Here is a 17,213-nt window from a genome sequence, read left to right as displayed (position 1 = left end):
GCTTTAGTAATGATGTTAAGCCTCTTTTTCAGTTCTGTTGTATATGCAAAGGCTGCTAGGCAACCCGTAGACCTGGCCTCTTCCTGCTACATGATTACCAAGCCGCTTGATTTTGGTGAAGTAAAACATGCGTCAATCAACAGACAAACTGCGGCATTTAAGATAGTTTGCGCTTCTGCCACCTTACCAAACGGAGTTGTTACTTTTAAAGTACACATGCGACCAGATGGCCCTTCAAATGGCATCTGGGTAAAGCTAGCAAACGGTATGTCTTTTTCGCTCTACTCCGACCCTGCCTGTCATCATCCTATTAGTGGAAACGCGGCTAACCCGAGCAATACAATTACAGGGCAATTTGTTGTTACGAATCACCATGGATCTTCACCATGGGTACATATAAACAGCATTCTAAAGGTGAGCCCCCAAGCAGGCTCTTCTAGTCCAATGGTTCACATGGTCGCTGACTATCAACTAAATTATCAAAGCTGAGCATACAGCTTTGATAATTGTTGTCCCTAGAAATGAATGCGCTTAATAAGTTAAACAAAGTTGCCAAGGCTATTGCTATAGTACTGTGCGTGCCTGCTCTACTACTCTGCAGCCCTCTTGCTTTTTCTGCGGCTCCACCGATACCAGCAATCTGTATACAGGAAAAGACTGAGCCTCTATTACCTACCATCAGTGTAAATGGTCAACCCAGCCAGGTTTGGGCAGCTTGTATGCAAAAAAACAAGTTCTGGTTACCAAAAGAAGCACTCAGTCAACATGGCGTTACAGATTTTAGTGGTCTCACAGAAAAGACCATTATGGGCCAAGATTTTGTCATAGTAGGTGAACACTCACCCGAGTTGCTATGGAATCAGAGCAGCCAAGATATTAAGCTAAACTTACCTCTGTGGCGCTTCCGCAAAAATAGAATGAATGTACAGGGCCAATTGCCTCAGTCGAATATAGCGCCTGAGTCTGCAAATGGCGCCTTCTTCAATTACAATCTATCCAGCACTCGCCTTAACCAGTCACTCGGTCATTATACAAATGCTTCTGGAGAGCTAGGTGTTTTCACGCACCAATATGGCTTTTTTCGTCAATCTGGTACATATAGTCCAAAGTATTTCAATAGCGCCGATGAATCTGAAAGCGCCCCTGAGTGGTTGCGCCTAGATACTACATGGAGGAAAGACGATTGGTACCACCTAAACACATTGGAAGTGGGTGATAGCACAACATCTGCTGCTCACTGGGGAGGAAGTGTAAACTTTGGCGGTATAAGCTTTTATAAAAACTATAATCTCAAACCAAGGTTGAACATTCACGCATTACCTCAGATTAATCAGAGCACAGAGTTACCACAAAATGTTCAGCTACAAGTTAATGGCGTTCCAGTAGGCAACTACCAAGTTAATCCCGGAGCTTACCAGTTTTATAATATCCCTGTATCAAATGGTTCTGGCACCATAACTGTTAAGTCGACTGACAAAAATGGCAAGGTAACAACTTATAAGGTTCCATACTTTTCCGACCCCAACTTATTGAAAGCTGGTCTGTCTAGCTATGCTGTTCAGCTGGGTTGGATTAGGCAGAACTATGGAATAGACAGTTTTAACTATGGGCAACCCGCTGTCGCCTTAAATTATAATCATGGTGTGAGTCCACTTTGGTCTTACCAACTACACAGTAGCTTATTAGACAGTCAACAAACATTCGGCTCTACCCAATTTTTACGCACGGGACCGTATGGGATTGTCAGCTTAGATACTGCTGTCAGTATGGAACATTCACAACCGGGGAGTCTCGGTGGACTCGGCTATTTGTTTCAATATGGTAAACTATCGCTAGATACAGATTATCAAGTAAGCTCTCCTCACTTTACTCAGATTTCTACAGCTGATTCTGAACCGGAAAGTAGTAACGGTTATCAGACAAGTATGGGCGCATCATATGACTTAGGCTCTTGGGGAGGCATTTCTGTAGGAGCTTTATATCAAAACCCTACTGATTCTTCACAACCGTCTTCGCATATCTATAGTGCTACCCTATCGACAACTTTAGCGAGAGGGCTCACTTTAACAAGCAGCTACCAAACATATTATACCGATACTCACCAGTGGAGCTTCGGTCTTAATTTGAGCTATCAATTCGACCAAAATCAGTCTGTGTCGAGCTCGTATCAGCATACTCAAGATTCACAAAGCCAAGTCTTGTCTTATTTGACCAACCGTCAGCTTAGCAATGGCAGAAATATCGCAACTAGCCTCTCTGGTACCACTCAATCTGCAAACTCTGAGTCAGATAGGCAGCTAAACGGTTCCGTCTATTTGGGCGGCACTTCAACGGGTGACTATAGCGCAAGCTTCTATCAATCAGGATCTGAAAACCAAATTACGGCCAATGCAGATGGCGGCGTTCTATGGATGGACAATCATGTATTACTCACCCCAACTCTGTATGACGGGTTTGCTCTTGTCGATACATCCAATATTAAGAGCGTCGGCGTTAACCAAGATGGGCTGAGCTTAGGACAATCCGATGAGCACGGCCTCTTTGTCATCCCTGATTTGACCGCTTACACCGTCAGCAACATCAATATTTCTCCAGACTTACCTTTGAACCTGAAGGAAATGAACAACGATATCAAGGTAATGCCATATTATCGCTCTGGCGTACTGGTGAAATTCGATATTAGACACATACACCAAATACTGGTGCGACTGGTTAATGAACAAGGAAAACCGCTCTCCATCGGTACCAACGTCGACGTACTTATCGATGGTAAGCAACAAACCCTAGTGGTCGGTAGCAATGGGTTGGCGTATTTTTCCAGCCAAGGTCATCACTTCAGTGGTCATGTAATCACTGGTAAGCTGAAAAGTGGCACCTTTAACATAGATTTTAAACCGACCAAAAAGACGATCGTCAGAACAACCGCTGTTGTTCATACGCCGAAACTACTTGCAACGTCGACACACCGCTTAAAAAGCACAGAAAAACCAGCTAAACATATAACTAAGAAAGCAGCAGCACCGAAGAAACCACACCACAAGATTGTGGCAAGCAAACCTGTGATCATTGAGCAGAAAAAAGTCGTGCTTGTGAAACCATCGGCAGCTTCAACTTTACCACCTAAGAAAGCCGTGCCGATCCATCCTCTTAATTTGCCTAAAACCTCAACGATTAAGAAACCAAAAGAGAAAAAAGCAGGTAAAAACGGGCCAGAAATCTATATCAGCGGTGAGTTTGTGACAGTGCTTTACTACGAATATAAAGAGTTTTTTATGGGTAAAGCTGCAAATCACAAAAACTTGATGACATTCTCGCCTTTCTCGTTGAGCGTCGGCAAAAATGCAACTTCAAGCAAAGTCTCACAAGAAGTTACTATCGACGCCGACCACATGGAAAACAAATTGGTTAGGCAAGGGAAAAAGTTGAAAGGTTGGTTATCGTCGACCTACTCACAATACTTCAGCTAAGTAAGTCTGAAAACGCAAATGGGTGGACTAAGCCACCCACAATAGTTCAAAATCAGCGCTACAGTTTCAGCCAGTATTTATCCGGAATACTGCGTGTTTTCTCAGACAAATTTGGGTTCGGAATATTAAACACTTTACGTTGCTTCAACTTAGCCTGCTCAAAGGTTTTCACCACCAACGGAGATTTTTCAAAGAACTCGATAAACGAACCATCTTGGTACGCTTTTTCAAATCCTGCATTTAAAATGTCTACAACGGGTTTATTTGCCGCCGTTGGGGAAACAAACAGGAACATTGGGAAGCGATAAACCAGCATAAGTTTGTCGTCAACCAATAGGTTTTTATATTGTGGTCTTCCGGCTAATTCACTGTAAGGCTCAATTACCGCCCTAGGGAATAAGTCCGCACGGCCGGCATCAACAATTTTGAAAATGTTCTCAAAGCTCGGCACTTCTTTTACCCTGAAACCACCCGCTTTAAGTACTCCGACATCAGCCCAGCCTTCTCCTTGAATCATGCTGAATTTTTCTAACTCGGCTTTCGTTTGCACAGCACCAAGTTTGGCTTCAGTTGTTTTGTTAGTAATAAAGATTCGGTGGCCCAATAAGCCGCGGAAAATAGGATAGCGGATAGGTACGAGCTGACTTTCCACTTTTTTGTCCGCGCCGAGCCAATCGACCGTCATCTTACCTTCTTTAATCAGTTGAACTTTCCTAGACTGGGAGTCCACAGGGCGATCATACGGCTTTACGTTTACTTCTTGACCCGACTTTTTGGCTAAAAAGCTAATCAAATCTATCGCATATTTATCTAAATCGGAGCCATCACGTGGCACTGGGTGAATAATGTCAACAGCTGCTACGCTGGTGACAGAGAAGGTAACAAGCAAAGAATAAAGGCAAGATCTCAGTAGATTACCCATATTTAAAGTCCTTTTATTTGAAAAGTTACTTTAAAAGGTAGTCAATAACCTCTTGATGTCAAAGTTATCAATTTAATTACGATGCATTCAATTTTCCAAAAGAAAACAAAATTCATTCTGTATAACTGTACTCTATGGGGTAAGCCATAACTCTTTTCTATGATATGGAATGTTAATTGGGATAAAGGGGTTTTCTAGTTCAATTTTCACTCTGTTATCCAGATTCGATTTTTGAATGACATCAGAAAAATATTGGTTGAACAGCACATCGAAGCTACCATCTTCGATCATCATCTCTAACCCAAGTTGGATTTTATCTCTAAGCGCTCGTCCCTGTGCCGTGGGTTTAAACCATACATAACGAACAAAGTCATAATGCAACACGAGCGACTGTTCAATTGCTAGCTGAGGGTAACTCTTACTCCACTCTCGGTACTCATCAAATATTTCCTGTACCCCTCTTGGAAAAGCATCGATGTTGTTGTTTCGCGCGACTATTTGAAACATTTTTGTAAATTGGCTTTCTTGAAATACAGGCACACCATTAAACTCATACACCAACACGTCATTCCAACCGCTTCCTTGAATCAACATCAACCTCTGCAAGTCTTCCAAAGTGCGTACTTTACGAAATGCTTCCTGCTTCTCTTTATTAATAAGTAACAATCGCCAACCAATCAATCCTTTGTCTAAAGGGATTCGTATTGGAAGAAAGTGGTTTTCCATCGTTTTGGATACAGGACGAAACATCAGATCGATTCTGCCAAGCTCTAAGAGCCTTACCAAAAGAGACTCATTAGCATCCGTTTTGATGCCCTTAAGCACATAATAATTTTCATCGTCAGATACTTTAGTTAAAGCTTCGGTGATAAGTGCTACATGGTAGTTAAAACGAGATTCGCCTTCGTAAGGGTGAGTGACAAAAATAGTCTCCAACGCACGTGTTTGCGAGGCAAAAGTGCTAGCCGTAATGAACAAAAACAGAATGACAAATTTAAGTACCATATTGCTCAAATAAAGTTGAGTGAACACTTTAAAATTAGTTCGCCAGCGTTATTCACGCAAATTAGTACAGCAGAGATTAAGAAGAAAAAAGGCAAAGACGCCACAAAAGTAGCGCCTTTGAAGTTAGCAGTTTGAGAAAGAGAATAAGCCTGATCTAGCGTTTACTATGCTTGCGCAAGACGATGGCTGTGACTCTGTTTGTGGATAGCGCTATTTAGCTGTATCAGCAACAGTACGCCTGTCACTGCCAACCCGACACCAATACCAGCCCATATACCTGCTAGGCCAATATGAGACATCAAATACCAAGCCGAAGGTAGACCAAATAACCAATACCCAACAGCGGTCGATATTGTCGGACGATTAACTATTTTCATCCCACGAAGCAGGTTAATTGCCAACAACTGCCAACCATCTACCACGAAACAAAGCGCTACCACCCAAATTACAGAAGCGAACATACGAGTTAGCTCAGTATTGGAAGCCTCTACGCCAAACATTCCTAGAATAAAGTCAGGCCATATAATAAAGATGGCAGATAGCACGCCACTTAGCGCTGTTACTAAGACAAAGCTTTTAATTGAAGTTTGTTTAATACCTTCCGGGTTATCTGCTCCAAAATCTTGTCCAACCAAGATTGCAGAAGCTTGAGAAAAACCAAAGTTGATATTCCAAGCAAAGCTTAAGCACTGCAGTAGAATCTGGTGTATCGCTAAAGCCATCACACCAATAGTTCCGGCGAGCAAGGTTCCACCGTAGATGAGGCCATTTTCCAAACTCGCGGCTAACGCAATAGGGATACCTAATGACAACAAAGGCTTCATCAACTTAATCGAGTACTCTTGTACATTTAGCCAAGGAGCAAATTTCTTAAACTCTTGTCTATCAAACACCCATATCCCATAACCCAGCATAACAATCAGCGCAGCCAACGAAGAGCCATAACCTAGACCTGCAAGGCCCATATTAAGCACAAATGCAAAGCAATAACTGATAGGCACATTGATAATCACTGTCAAAAGTGACATCACCATAATTGAACGCACACGACCAAACGCACTCGTTAAGCCGCGCAACACTAGCAATAAAAACGACGGTAACAATGCCCACTTCATTGCATCTGCATAACTCATGGCACCTTTTATTACCTCAGCGGGTTGATCAGCCAAAATAAGCAAATGAGGAATAAAAGCAAATAGGAAGCTGATGACAAGAGTCAGTACGACAGACAGCAACACCGCGCCTTTTACCGCCAATCGAATTTGCTTATTCGCAAACTCTGGTCGCGCAGCACGTTGCCCATAAGCAATTGCAACCAAGTTAGCTACACAACCAACAATACTGCTGGAAACAACAAAAATAAACGTATATACCGAAGCTCCTAAACCACCAGCAGCCAACGCCTCTACACTTATACGCGACATCATCCACACATCCGTTAAAACTAATGCGACAGCAATTAGCTGTGAGACAATAAGTGGTAATGCCAAAGAGATGATTTTCTTCATTTTGCCTCCGTATATTTATTCATTTAATAGACTTGTTATTCAGATTTACATTCTTAACACCTGATATATAGCGCAACAGTAATGATTTATGCTCTGTCATTCAATTGACTTTTATGCCATGCTTGCATTCATTAAACTCATGCGAGAAGAATATGACACCGTATCCGAATATCCCCTATTCTCACCATGCGCTGAAAACATTTGAAGCGGTTGCGAGACTGCTTAGCTTTACGTTGGCAGCTGATGAGTTGAATGTTACTCAAAGTGCGGTAAGCAGGCAGATTAAGCAGCTAGAAGAGGAGCTCAATACCGCTCTCATTGTCAGAAAACATCGTGCAATAGAATTAACTCAACGTGGGGAGGAATTGTCTTTTGTGTTGGGTAAGAACTTTCAATCTATTGAATCCCTAATCTCCTCTTGGCAATTGCAAAATAAACAGCGCTTAGTCATTAAAGCGAGCTTAAGTTTTACGACTCGTACCTTAATTACCAAACTCCATGAACTGCATGAGAAATATCCAGACTACGAGATCATTATTATTCCATCGCTTGATGGTGAAGCATGCGTCACCGCCAACGATTATGATTTACTCATATTCTGTACCAAGCAGCCCCAGGTATTTCGTAATCAACCAAACATGATTTTTTTGCGTGAAGAGTATATGGCGCCAGTTTGCGCTACAAGCTCAACAGAAGAAAGGGTAGATTTACAATCAATCTTAGCTATGCCAAGGGTTCACTCGACATTAGATCATTATGACTGGAAGCTTTGGCTTGCAAACCAAAATGTTGAATCCTCGCACAATGTGCGTGACATTTCCTTCTATTCACTGGATGTCGCATTAAGCGCATGCTTAGCTGGGCAAGGTGCGACCGTTACGGATCTGTTGCTGGTTCTACCTGAGTTACAACGTGGATTTTTAAAGTGTCCCGATCAAGTAAAAATACAATACAGTGCTTGGCAGTATTTCTGTTTCAAACGTAACAATTCACCACTAATAGACGAAATAATCCAGTGGGTTCAAGAACAAGCTAAGTCGGAAATCACACAATTACAACAGCTAGCTAAGAAACACCACTGGACAGGAGTCGTCGATTAACCCAGCAAGGTTTGTATGGTGCTGGTCGCTTTTAATCCATTACCTGTTACAACTCCAACCGTCTTGTGCTCGGCAGAAATCTCACCAAGCTTCACCAGCTTTTCTATCCCAGCAAAAGCCGTAGCTGACGTTGGCTCAATGAAAAAACCTTGTTTTGCCATGTTCTTGAGGGATTGTATGGTTTGCTGATCGTCAACACTAATAAACATGCCATTCGACTCTCGAACAAAAGCTACAATTTCATCCAAGCGTGATGAGCGCTTAATCTTGATCCCTTCTGCAACTGTGGCAATATCTTGAATCTTGATTGGAGAGTGATTGAATGTTTGAACAAACGGCTGAATACCTTCAGTTTGAATACCAAATAGTCGTGGCATTTTATCTATCTCTCCTGCTTCAAGCAGCTCGGAAAAGCCAAGATAGGCACCAGCCAATAAGCTACCGTTGCCAGCAGGCGCAACAAAATTATCAGGAGCCTGATAACCGCACTGCTCCCAAGTTTCGTAAGCAATAGACTTTACACCTTCAATAAACATTGGATGCCAATTGTGGCCAACATACGAGCAATTATGAGTATCCACACTTTGCTTCGCAGCCAATGCGACATCTTCTCTATCACCTTCGACTTCAATGCAATGCGCGCCATAAGCTCTGGTTTGAACTGTCTTACCTAGCGAGGTTCCTTTAGGGACAAATATATAGCAATTCATATTGGCTTTTGCTGCGTAAGCTGCATATGCGGAGCCACCATTACCGCTAGAGTCTTCGGCAATATTTTTAATTCCGAGCTGGTTTAAATAGTTCACTACCATCGCTGCGCCTCGATCTTTAAACGATCCTGAAGGCATCTGAGAGTCCATTTTAGCCAAAATAGAAATGCCTGCGATTTCTGCCGACGCAAGAGGTGTCATACCTTCACCAAAGCTGACTTTTACATCGTCTCGCTGTAAGGAATAGGCGCTGCTGTAACGCCACATTGAAAAGTCCCCTGTAATCAGGCTGCTCTTTTTAAATCGCGATTCAGGCTTTACCCATAGAGCTGCCCCACACTGACACTGAATAGTCAATGGGCTTGCTTGTTGTTCATGACCGCAATTCATACATGTGTATATCATTCTATTTCCTTACAGAGGTTTTATTGTTTTTTTGAATTTAAAAAGAAACAAGCTCAACGACAATCGAATCGTTTGAATCGATTAGATTCCACAAAGGAATCAATACCTCACTTGCATATAAGAATGTGAGCTAGATTTATTTTTTCTTATATATGAGACAAAACGACATTTAACCGCCCTTTGACAAAGACAAAAAAGTGCTAGTCCTACTAGACTCTCCAGTATATAGGAAAATTCTGGCTAGATGATCCTCGACATACATTTTGGTTTTCTAATACTAAAAATATTCTAACAATCAATAGGGTACCCTCGGCTTAAAAGGGAATTCGCTACAATGAGTGCTAAAGATTTATGAGCTACGAACAATGGGACAAACTTGCTAACGCATACATATTGGTTATAGCAACCATGTGCATCGTATATATATTAAGAAGCTTTTTTGCCAAAAAACTTTAAATGTACTTTATTTCAATCTATTACGGTTATATTGTCGCTGGGCAGCGCTTACCTGATTATGTTGCTAGATCAAAATTGGCAATTATGGGCCAACCTTGAAAGTCAATATAGCTTTCAGACTGCGATTGCACTGGCCTTTGTATGCTTTTTTATTGTACACGGCCATTTATCTAGGTGGATTGCAGCAGCATCAATATTTGGCTATATCGAACTCATGCTGCAACAAAATATATATCAATGGTCAGACATACTGACAACCGCTATTGTCACTGCACCGTTAATGTTAATCATACAAGCGCAGTCATCTCAGGCATTTATTGCAATTCCAAGTCAAACTAAAACAGCCACTAAAAATAATAAGGTTGGCCAAGTTTAAAAACTATAAGTCTTAATTGCACAGACAAACATGACAATTGAGAACAACATCTGTAGCTGCTCTTTACGCAATTTCGTTGCCCAACTAGCCGCTACTTTTGCACTAACAGTCGCGACTGGTGCTAAAACGACTATGGCTGGCAAATACAAATAGCCAATTTGATAGTGACTAGCCGAATCAACAGTTTGTGGCGTACTCAGCATGCCAACTGCCACCAATGCAAAAGAGACCGAACTGCTAATTAATGAACCCATCGCGCAGGCCGATTTCACATCAATACCTCTTCTGACTAGTGAAGAGACTGTCAACTCATTGCCACTGACACCTAATAATCCAGATACCAAGCCGATTTTGACACTCATTCTCTTAGACAAAGACTTATAGTTTTCAATCAACTGTGTACGTTCAGGCAACATACTATAGCCGACTTGTGCCATCATCGCAGCCAGAAGCAACGTAACATATTTCTCTGGAATCCAATATGAAGCTACAGCTCCCGCAATCAGGCCCGGTGCCAAAATTGGAACAATTCTAGTGTAAAGCGACCAGTTCAATCGGCCGTGCTTATGATGTAACCAAAGGCTAAATACCTTGCTAATCAAAGAAGTAGCGAGTGACGTGGTGGTAGCATAGTGCAATGCAACACCAGTATCACCATAAATGTGTGTAAAAAATGCTAGCAGGACAGGAATAAGAACGAGGCTTGCACTACCACCAATAAGTCCAACTAGTAGACCAGCGATAAGTGCCATAGAGGCTAAATCAAGAAAAAGCATTGGCCGTCTCCAATTCGAAAAACCCACAAAGATCTTTCGATTGTGTTTATTTCTCACGCGCGACAGCACAGCAAAGTTGACTGGCAAAAGGTCGCGATACGATTACAAAAAAGGGGGATTTTTGTTTAGAAATAAATCTAGAGACAACTCGGGGGCATTAATGGTTTAAAAGTCATTTGGCCTCCGAATACTTGATGAGAAAAAATAAATTAATCACGATAGCAATTAAATCGTCCGAATTCTTTCACAAAGAAAGATTTGAGTAAAGACAATTATATATTTTTAGCAAGAAACACCAATGCATTTACCATGTAAATAAATTCATCACAAACAATAAGTTGAAGGATGAAAATAAGCGATTATTTTATAAGTTTTTACTGTATTTTATACCGTAAATATTCATATAGTTAGCCCGCATTTCAATAACCCCAAGGCTCAAATAACAATGCGTAAACTACTTTGTATTATGGTGGCTCTACTCTGGAGCAGTACCTCATTTGCTCAAGCTGTGCTTGATAGCGTTCAGTTCTTAGATTATTCAGCAAAAACAGGCAATTATATCTTTAGAGGAGACTTACCCGACTATCAAAATGCAGACGGTAAAACCTATACATTTGATATGACAACTCTCAAAGAAAAACTAGCCAACGCTAAGCTTTCTAATGGTACACCTGCACTACCTAGCCAATATTTCCTAGTTGATATTAGCTTGCTTGACCCTGCATTGAACCCAAATGATGCACGCAACGATTTAGCTGAAGTTCAGTACTTTGTTCACAACCCAACAGAAGGCAAATTCATCGCATGGCCTCTACTTGGCTCTTACGTACCACCAGTGAGCGTAAGCAAAACAGTGAAAATCAAGCACATTCCGATCACTAAGACATTAGAAATACCAAATACACCTTGGTATGCGCAAGGCAAGTTCAGCAGCACATTCAACTACGATAACTTGTACAAACGTGCCGTGGCATTGCATAAAATGCTTAACACCAAATACAAAGACATGCCTGTGGTTTTTTATATCCACTGCCATTCTGGTTGCGACCGTACTGGTATGATGGCAACAGCATACTCAATCATTGCCGCTAAAACGCTGCCTTCTCTGAAAACACTTATCGATGGGTATTGGCCTATCCAAAATGGTACCGCATACCGAAATGATCAAAGTGATTATGATAGAGGCTGTGGTCGCGATCCAAACTACTGGGCTACTTCTCAGATCCTTTGGCTGTGCTACTACAAAGTAGGTGAAATCGATGGATACCAAAACTGGGCAGATAACGCTGACCAAATAAACAGTGACTACAAACGATACTGCCTAACACCAATCAAACAAAACTCCATTAACTCTACTGGTAACTTTTTCGCGTCTCTGCAAAAACTACCTACTGATGGAATGGATAAGAACGCAACTGGGCTGCCCTTTATTACTCAACTCAATAGCAACTAAATTGAGCTAAAGTATTAAGGTAGCTCAGGTCTACAGTAGCGGCGTAACTCACATGAGCTGCGCCGCAATGTGCTATAGATAAATAATTCATATGTTCGGAATTGAAAGGTAAAATATTTTATATCAAAGATATTATCGCTAACTACTTTTCTTATATTAACGCAAACTGTTCATGAACAGTTTAATTAAAACATCACAAAAAAAGGGTTTACATTTATTTTTTTTCGCTTATTCTGTGCCGCATTCAAACAGTAACTCATCACGTTACTTCCACCAATCAGCGAAAGTTTAAGGAGAAAAGATGTACAAACTCTATACTCCTCTACAACCTCCTTGTAGAAACTAAAACTGTATCTCGTAAAGACATTACATATGATGGCTTTGGCCTTCATATGGCTATCATATTGTTTTGGCCTAACTTATTAACTCTGGCCAGTGTACGGAAATAGTATTATGCATCGCTTCTTTCCACTACAACCACCACCCCAAATATAACCCAAGTTATATTCAAATATTTTAGGGTACGGCGTTAGCTTTGTAGGCTAATTATCGTTAATTTTTGTCTACTAGAATCTATTTTCTAGGGACTACTAACGCCTATCTAAAACAACTAAGTTTCGATCATTATTAGAATAAAGATCTAATTATCCATTTAAAAAATGGAGGACTCCTTATGTCCATCGCATTACAAAACAAGATACCAAATAATAAATCCTCTAACCCATTAACGCTTTCTTTTAATAGCAAAGACATCATAGCCTTTATTATATTTGTTGCTTTTATCGTGCTATATCGAGAAGGCTGGCACGACATGCACCGTCCACTAAGCGCATTTCAACCTGAAACAAAAGGCTATTTGTCAGAGCTACCTTATGACATGCTGCGAACAACAATGCGTCTAGTCATTGGTATGTTTTTCTCTTTTATTTTTGCCATTGTTGCAGGGGTCGCAGCTGCCAAAAACAAACATTTAGAAAGAGTCATTCTACCTTTCATCAATATAATGGAATCCGTGCCACTGCTCGGCTTCATCACCTTTTCCACCATCATCTTTATCAACCTATTTCCCAACAGTGTCATGGGTTTAGAAGCTGCCGCCATTTTTGGTGTGTTCACGGGTCAAGCTTGGAATATGGCGTTGGTGGTATATCAAACATTAAGAATTGTGCCGAAAGAAGTCGATGAAGCTGCGAGACTTTTTCAACTCAATGCTTGGCAAAAGTTTTGGCGCGTAGAGTTTCCTTACACAATTCCTGGCCTACTGTGGAACACCATGGTTTCTCAAGCTGCCGCTTGGTTTGCAATCGTTGCATCTGAAATCATTCCTTTGCACGGGAAAGACATGCCATTGCACGGTATTGGTACTTTCATTCAAATCGGTTTGGATACTGCGAATGTGCAAATGATCATTTGGGCGGTAGTTGCCATCATATTGAATATTCTGCTATTCGATCAGCTGTTTTTCCGTCCACTGGTTCGTTGGTCAGAGAAGTTCAAATATGAGTCTGTCACCACTTCTCAACACAACACCTCTTGGTTTTACAATCTGCTTTGCAACACTGTTATGCTGCCAAGACTGATGCAACCATTCAAAGTCCTAGGCGAAATTGCAGTCAATGGCACACGACGTTACCTCCCACGTGCTCGTCGCAAGCAGATTTTACCTGATTGGTTTAAGCAGCTCAGTGTCATCTTGTGGTACGCCGTAGTCGTATATTTCTGTGCAGACTGGACCTATCAGCTTTGGAATTACGTGCCAAAAAACGAGATTCTAGGTATGGCTCCTTTGATGCTAGAAACCACTTTGCGTGTTGTCGCCGCAATGCTGATCAGTTTAGCTATTGGCGTACCAGCAGGAGTATGGATTGGACTTAGCCCGAAGGCTACCCGAATTGCACAGCCAATTATTCAAATTGGTTCCGCGTTGCCACCCAACATTTTCTTCCCATTTGTCACGCTTGCTTTAGTGGCAACACATATGTCGCTGAACCTTTGGACGATTCCACTCATCATGATGGGAACAACATGGTACGTGCTATTTAATGTGATTGCGGGCGTTTCAACGCTACCACAAGAAATGCGCGAGCTTGCTATTTTATTCAAATTGAAAGGCCGAACTTGGTGGCTACGCTTTATGTTGCCAGCAATTTTCCCTTATATCCTAACAGGCATCATCAGTGCCGCGGGTGGAGCATGGAACTCAGCTATTTGTGCTGAACTGCTTCAATGGGGACAAACTACGATTCATACCTCTGGGCTTGGTTATTACATCTCCAAAGCCACGATAGACAATGCGCTACCTCAGGCAGCTCTAGGCTGTGTCGCCATGTCTGTATTAGTGGGTATTTGTATCGTCTTTATCTGGAATCCGCTCTACAAGATGGCAGAGCGCAGATACAAGATTGGCTAATTACTCACTCGTTTTTTACAAGTATTCAGCAAAAATTTTTGGAGATCACCATGACAAAATTCAACAACCAAGCACTACAAATTCTAACCAATGAAAAAGAAACAATGATGAGCTTGCACGAAATCACCCATACCTTCGAACAAGGTAAAGAGCAAAAAACAGTGCTTAGCAACATTCATCTTGATTTGCATGAAAACGAAGTGGTCGCCATTCTCGGACGTTCAGGTACGGGGAAATCCACGTTGCTCAGAATCATTGCAGGGCTCATTCAACCCTCTTTGGGCACTGTCCACTACTGTGATGTACCAATGAACGGCCCCGTTGCCGACGTTTCAATGGTTTTTCAGAGCTTTGCTTTACTGCCATGGCTAAGCGTAAAAGACAATGTCGCATTTGGCTTGGAAGCTCAAGGTATGCCACCAGCGCTTAGATATAAAAAAGCGTGTGAAGCAATTGAAATGATTGGATTAAAAGGCGAAGAAGAAACATTTCCAAGTGCGCTTTCTGGTGGAATGAAGCAACGTGTGGGTATTGCTCGCGCATTGGTCGTAGAGCCAGAGATCCTGCTAATGGACGAGCCATTTTCATCACTCGATGTGTTCACGGCTACCCGTTTAAAAGATGACATCATTACGCTTTGGGATTCCAACCAGCTCAAGACAAAAAGCATAGTTTTCGTAACGCACAACGTTGAAGAAGCTATTTCAATGGCAGATCGAGTCATTGTGATGGATAGCAATCCGGGCCGAATTAAGTCGAACATTCGTATCAACCAAGCTCGACCACGAGATATGGATAGCCAAGAGCTAAAAACCTTAAAAACAGAGATCATCGACCAATTAATGCATAACGACTAATTCGATAGAACCCTAAGCCGATCAATCACACTAAAGCAACGTTTAGTGTGATTGATCTAACAATATGACAACTAGAACTATCATTCCTCAAAGTAAGCACTGAAACAACTTGTTAACACGTGTTTGTTTTTCGCCCATCTAGTCAATTAAGTGAATCTGCAAATATCTTGTTCAAATTAAATGAGATGCTATCACCACCTTTTCGCACTCTATAAACCCTTACCCGCAACAAATGCACCAATGCACATATAAAAATTCAACACCCCACTAAAATAAACACCAAAACAAACAAAGCATTAACAATTGTCACAAAACTTTAAGTTCGATATAGTCCCTTCCTTTTCATCGGATGAGAACGCTTTTGCAAGGCGTTTACATAAGGATAAAATTACTAATGATCACAAATGACGCAGTCATCATGGGCTTATTGGCCGTGATATTAGGTGGTGTATTCATCACTGAAAACAGCTCAAACCCATTCTGGAAAAAGTTTTATACATTCATTCCTGGGCTGTTACTCTGCTATTTCCTACCATCGCTATTAAACAGCTTTGGCATCATCACGCCTAGTGATTCTAAGCTCTACTTTGTCGCAAGCCGCTATTTGCTGCCGGCAGCACTAGTTCTACTGATCATTTCAGCTGATTTAAAGAAAATTATCGGCCTTGGCCCAAAAGCGCTGATCATGTTTTTCACTGGCACCATTGGCATCATCATCGGTGGCCCAATTGCAATCTTACTTATCGATCAGTTTGATCCGAACTTAGTTCAAGGTGACGTTTGGCGTGGGTTAACAACAGTCGCAGGTTCTTGGATTGGTGGCGGAGCCAACCAAGCGGCCATGAAAGAAGTATTCAATGTTAACAACGAACTCTTCTCAGCGATGATCACAGTCGATGTGATTTGTGCCAATATCTGGATGGCGATCTTGCTCATCATGGCTGGACGACAAAAGAAAGTCGACAAATGGCTAAAAGCCGATACGTCAGCAATTGAAGAACTTAAGGTCACTGTATCTAAGTACGAAAAAGAGAACGCTCGCCCAATTTCAACCAATGACACAATGAAGATCATCGCGATTGGTTTTGGTTTAACAGGCCTAGCGCATTTCTTCAGTGACATAATTGCGCCGTGGATTTCTCGCACTGCGCCAGAGCTTTCAAAGTATAGCCTGACTTCTGGCTTCTTTTGGCTCATCGTCTTGGTGACTACATTTGCTCTGATTGCATCTTGCTTCAAATCGGCGAAAAAACTAGAGCACGCTGGTGCATCGAAAATTGGCTCTGCATTTATCTATATTCTTGTGGCCACCATTGGTATGCAAATGGATATCACCGCGATATTCGATAACCTAGGCTACTTCTTTATCGGTATCACTTGGCTAACGATTCACGCAGTGTTGATGATTGTGGTTGCGAAACTAATCCGCGCTCCACTGTTTTTCATGGCAGTGGGAAGCCAAGCCAACGTCGGCGGCGCCGCATCTGCTCCAGTCGTTGCGGCCGCTTTCCACCCAGCACTTGCACCAGTGGGCATTTTGCTTGCTGTGTTAGGTTATGCACTCGGAACTTATGGCGCGTATATTAGCGGATTACTGATGCAAGTATCAGCTGGATTTATTAATTAACTTATTCATTTCAAGTTATTTTCTCATTCTACAGCTCCAACCACCATATTGGCGCTGTAGAAAGGGATCGCCTCACTACCCATTTAAGATAAACCTTGAGCTAGACCAGCAAAAAACCTTCAAGAAAGTGCCCTTCTACCC

General features: G+C 41.8%; 13 protein-coding genes. 8 read left to right on the top strand and 5 right to left on the bottom strand.

The window, feature by feature from the left end; all coding sequences use genetic code 11:
* Positions 1-9: 9 nt before the first annotated feature.
* Together L7A31_RS01505 and L7A31_RS01500 are read left to right on the top strand one after the other, a co-directional pair.
* Positions 10-489, top strand: coding sequence for a hypothetical protein (locus tag L7A31_RS01505; protein ID WP_237359729.1), 480 nt, complete (start codon positions 10-12; stop codon positions 487-489).
* 230 nt (positions 490-719) lie between these two features.
* Positions 720-3,467 (top strand): fimbria/pilus outer membrane usher protein, encoded by a 2,748-nt coding sequence (locus L7A31_RS01500; protein ID WP_237359728.1) that lies wholly within the window; start codon positions 720-722, stop codon positions 3,465-3,467.
* Positions 3,468-3,525: 58 nt separating this feature from the next.
* Here L7A31_RS01500 and L7A31_RS01495 read toward each other — a convergent pair whose 3' ends face one another.
* From L7A31_RS01495 to L7A31_RS01485, 3 genes are all read right to left on the bottom strand, one after another.
* Positions 3,526-4,389 (bottom strand): hypothetical protein, encoded by an 864-nt coding sequence (locus L7A31_RS01495; RefSeq protein WP_237359727.1) that lies wholly within the window; start codon positions 4,387-4,389, stop codon positions 3,526-3,528.
* Between the two features lie 132 nt (positions 4,390-4,521).
* A complete protein-coding gene (locus L7A31_RS01490) occupies positions 4,522-5,394 on the bottom strand; it encodes a type 2 periplasmic-binding domain-containing protein (protein ID WP_237359726.1) in 873 nt (290 codons plus the stop codon).
* Positions 5,395-5,558: 164 nt separating this feature from the next.
* Positions 5,559-6,902 carry an MATE family efflux transporter gene (locus L7A31_RS01485; RefSeq protein ID WP_237359725.1) on the bottom strand — a complete coding sequence of 448 codons (1,344 nt, stop codon included), beginning with the start codon at positions 6,900-6,902 and terminating at the stop codon, positions 5,559-5,561.
* Between the two features lie 152 nt (positions 6,903-7,054).
* Between L7A31_RS01485 and L7A31_RS01480 the strand changes: the two genes are divergently transcribed.
* Positions 7,055-8,002, top strand: coding sequence for a LysR family transcriptional regulator (locus tag L7A31_RS01480; protein WP_237359724.1), 948 nt, complete (start codon positions 7,055-7,057; stop codon positions 8,000-8,002).
* On the opposite strand, the gene thrC is transcribed toward L7A31_RS01480, so the two are convergent.
* Positions 7,999-9,117, bottom strand: coding sequence for a threonine synthase (gene thrC / locus L7A31_RS01475; RefSeq protein WP_237359723.1), 1,119 nt, complete (start codon positions 9,115-9,117; stop codon positions 7,999-8,001). The genes L7A31_RS01480 and thrC overlap by 4 nt on opposite strands.
* 439 nt (positions 9,118-9,556) lie before the next feature.
* Here thrC and L7A31_RS01470 point away from each other — a divergent pair, with 439 nt between their 5' ends.
* Positions 9,557-9,949 (top strand): hypothetical protein, encoded by a 393-nt coding sequence (locus L7A31_RS01470; RefSeq protein ID WP_237359722.1) that lies wholly within the window; start codon positions 9,557-9,559, stop codon positions 9,947-9,949.
* Here L7A31_RS01470 and L7A31_RS01465 read toward each other — a convergent pair.
* A complete protein-coding gene (locus tag L7A31_RS01465; protein ID WP_237359721.1) occupies positions 9,946-10,725 on the bottom strand; it encodes a sulfite exporter TauE/SafE family protein in 780 nt (259 codons plus the stop codon). The two genes, L7A31_RS01470 and L7A31_RS01465, sit on opposite strands and share 4 nt — an antisense overlap.
* Before the next feature lie 445 nt (positions 10,726-11,170).
* On the opposite strand from L7A31_RS01465, the gene L7A31_RS01460 reads away from it, so the two are divergent.
* The 4 genes from L7A31_RS01460 (at position 11,171) to L7A31_RS01445 (ending at position 17,072) form a co-directional block, all read left to right on the top strand.
* Entirely contained in the window at positions 11,171-12,178 is a 1,008-nt protein-coding gene (locus tag L7A31_RS01460; RefSeq protein ID WP_237359720.1) for a protein-tyrosine phosphatase family protein, read from the top strand.
* A gap of 673 nt (positions 12,179-12,851) precedes the next feature.
* Positions 12,852-14,588, top strand: a complete 1,737-nt coding sequence (locus tag L7A31_RS01455) for an ABC transporter permease (protein WP_237359719.1) — start codon at positions 12,852-12,854, stop codon at positions 14,586-14,588.
* Between the two features lie 50 nt (positions 14,589-14,638).
* Complete coding sequence (locus tag L7A31_RS01450; RefSeq protein ID WP_237359718.1) at positions 14,639-15,445, top strand: ABC transporter ATP-binding protein; 807 nt, start codon at positions 14,639-14,641, stop codon at positions 15,443-15,445.
* Between the two features lie 394 nt (positions 15,446-15,839).
* Entirely contained in the window at positions 15,840-17,072 is a 1,233-nt protein-coding gene (locus tag L7A31_RS01445; protein ID WP_237359717.1) for a DUF819 family protein, read from the top strand.
* Positions 17,073-17,213: the final 141 nt, after the last annotated feature.

The organism is Vibrio marisflavi CECT 7928 (assembly GCF_921294215.1).
Taxonomy (GTDB): Bacteria; Pseudomonadota; Gammaproteobacteria; order Enterobacterales; family Vibrionaceae; genus Vibrio; species Vibrio marisflavi.
The sequence above is the reverse complement of the archived record's forward strand: the minus strand, read 5'-3'. Positions and strand labels throughout refer to the sequence as shown.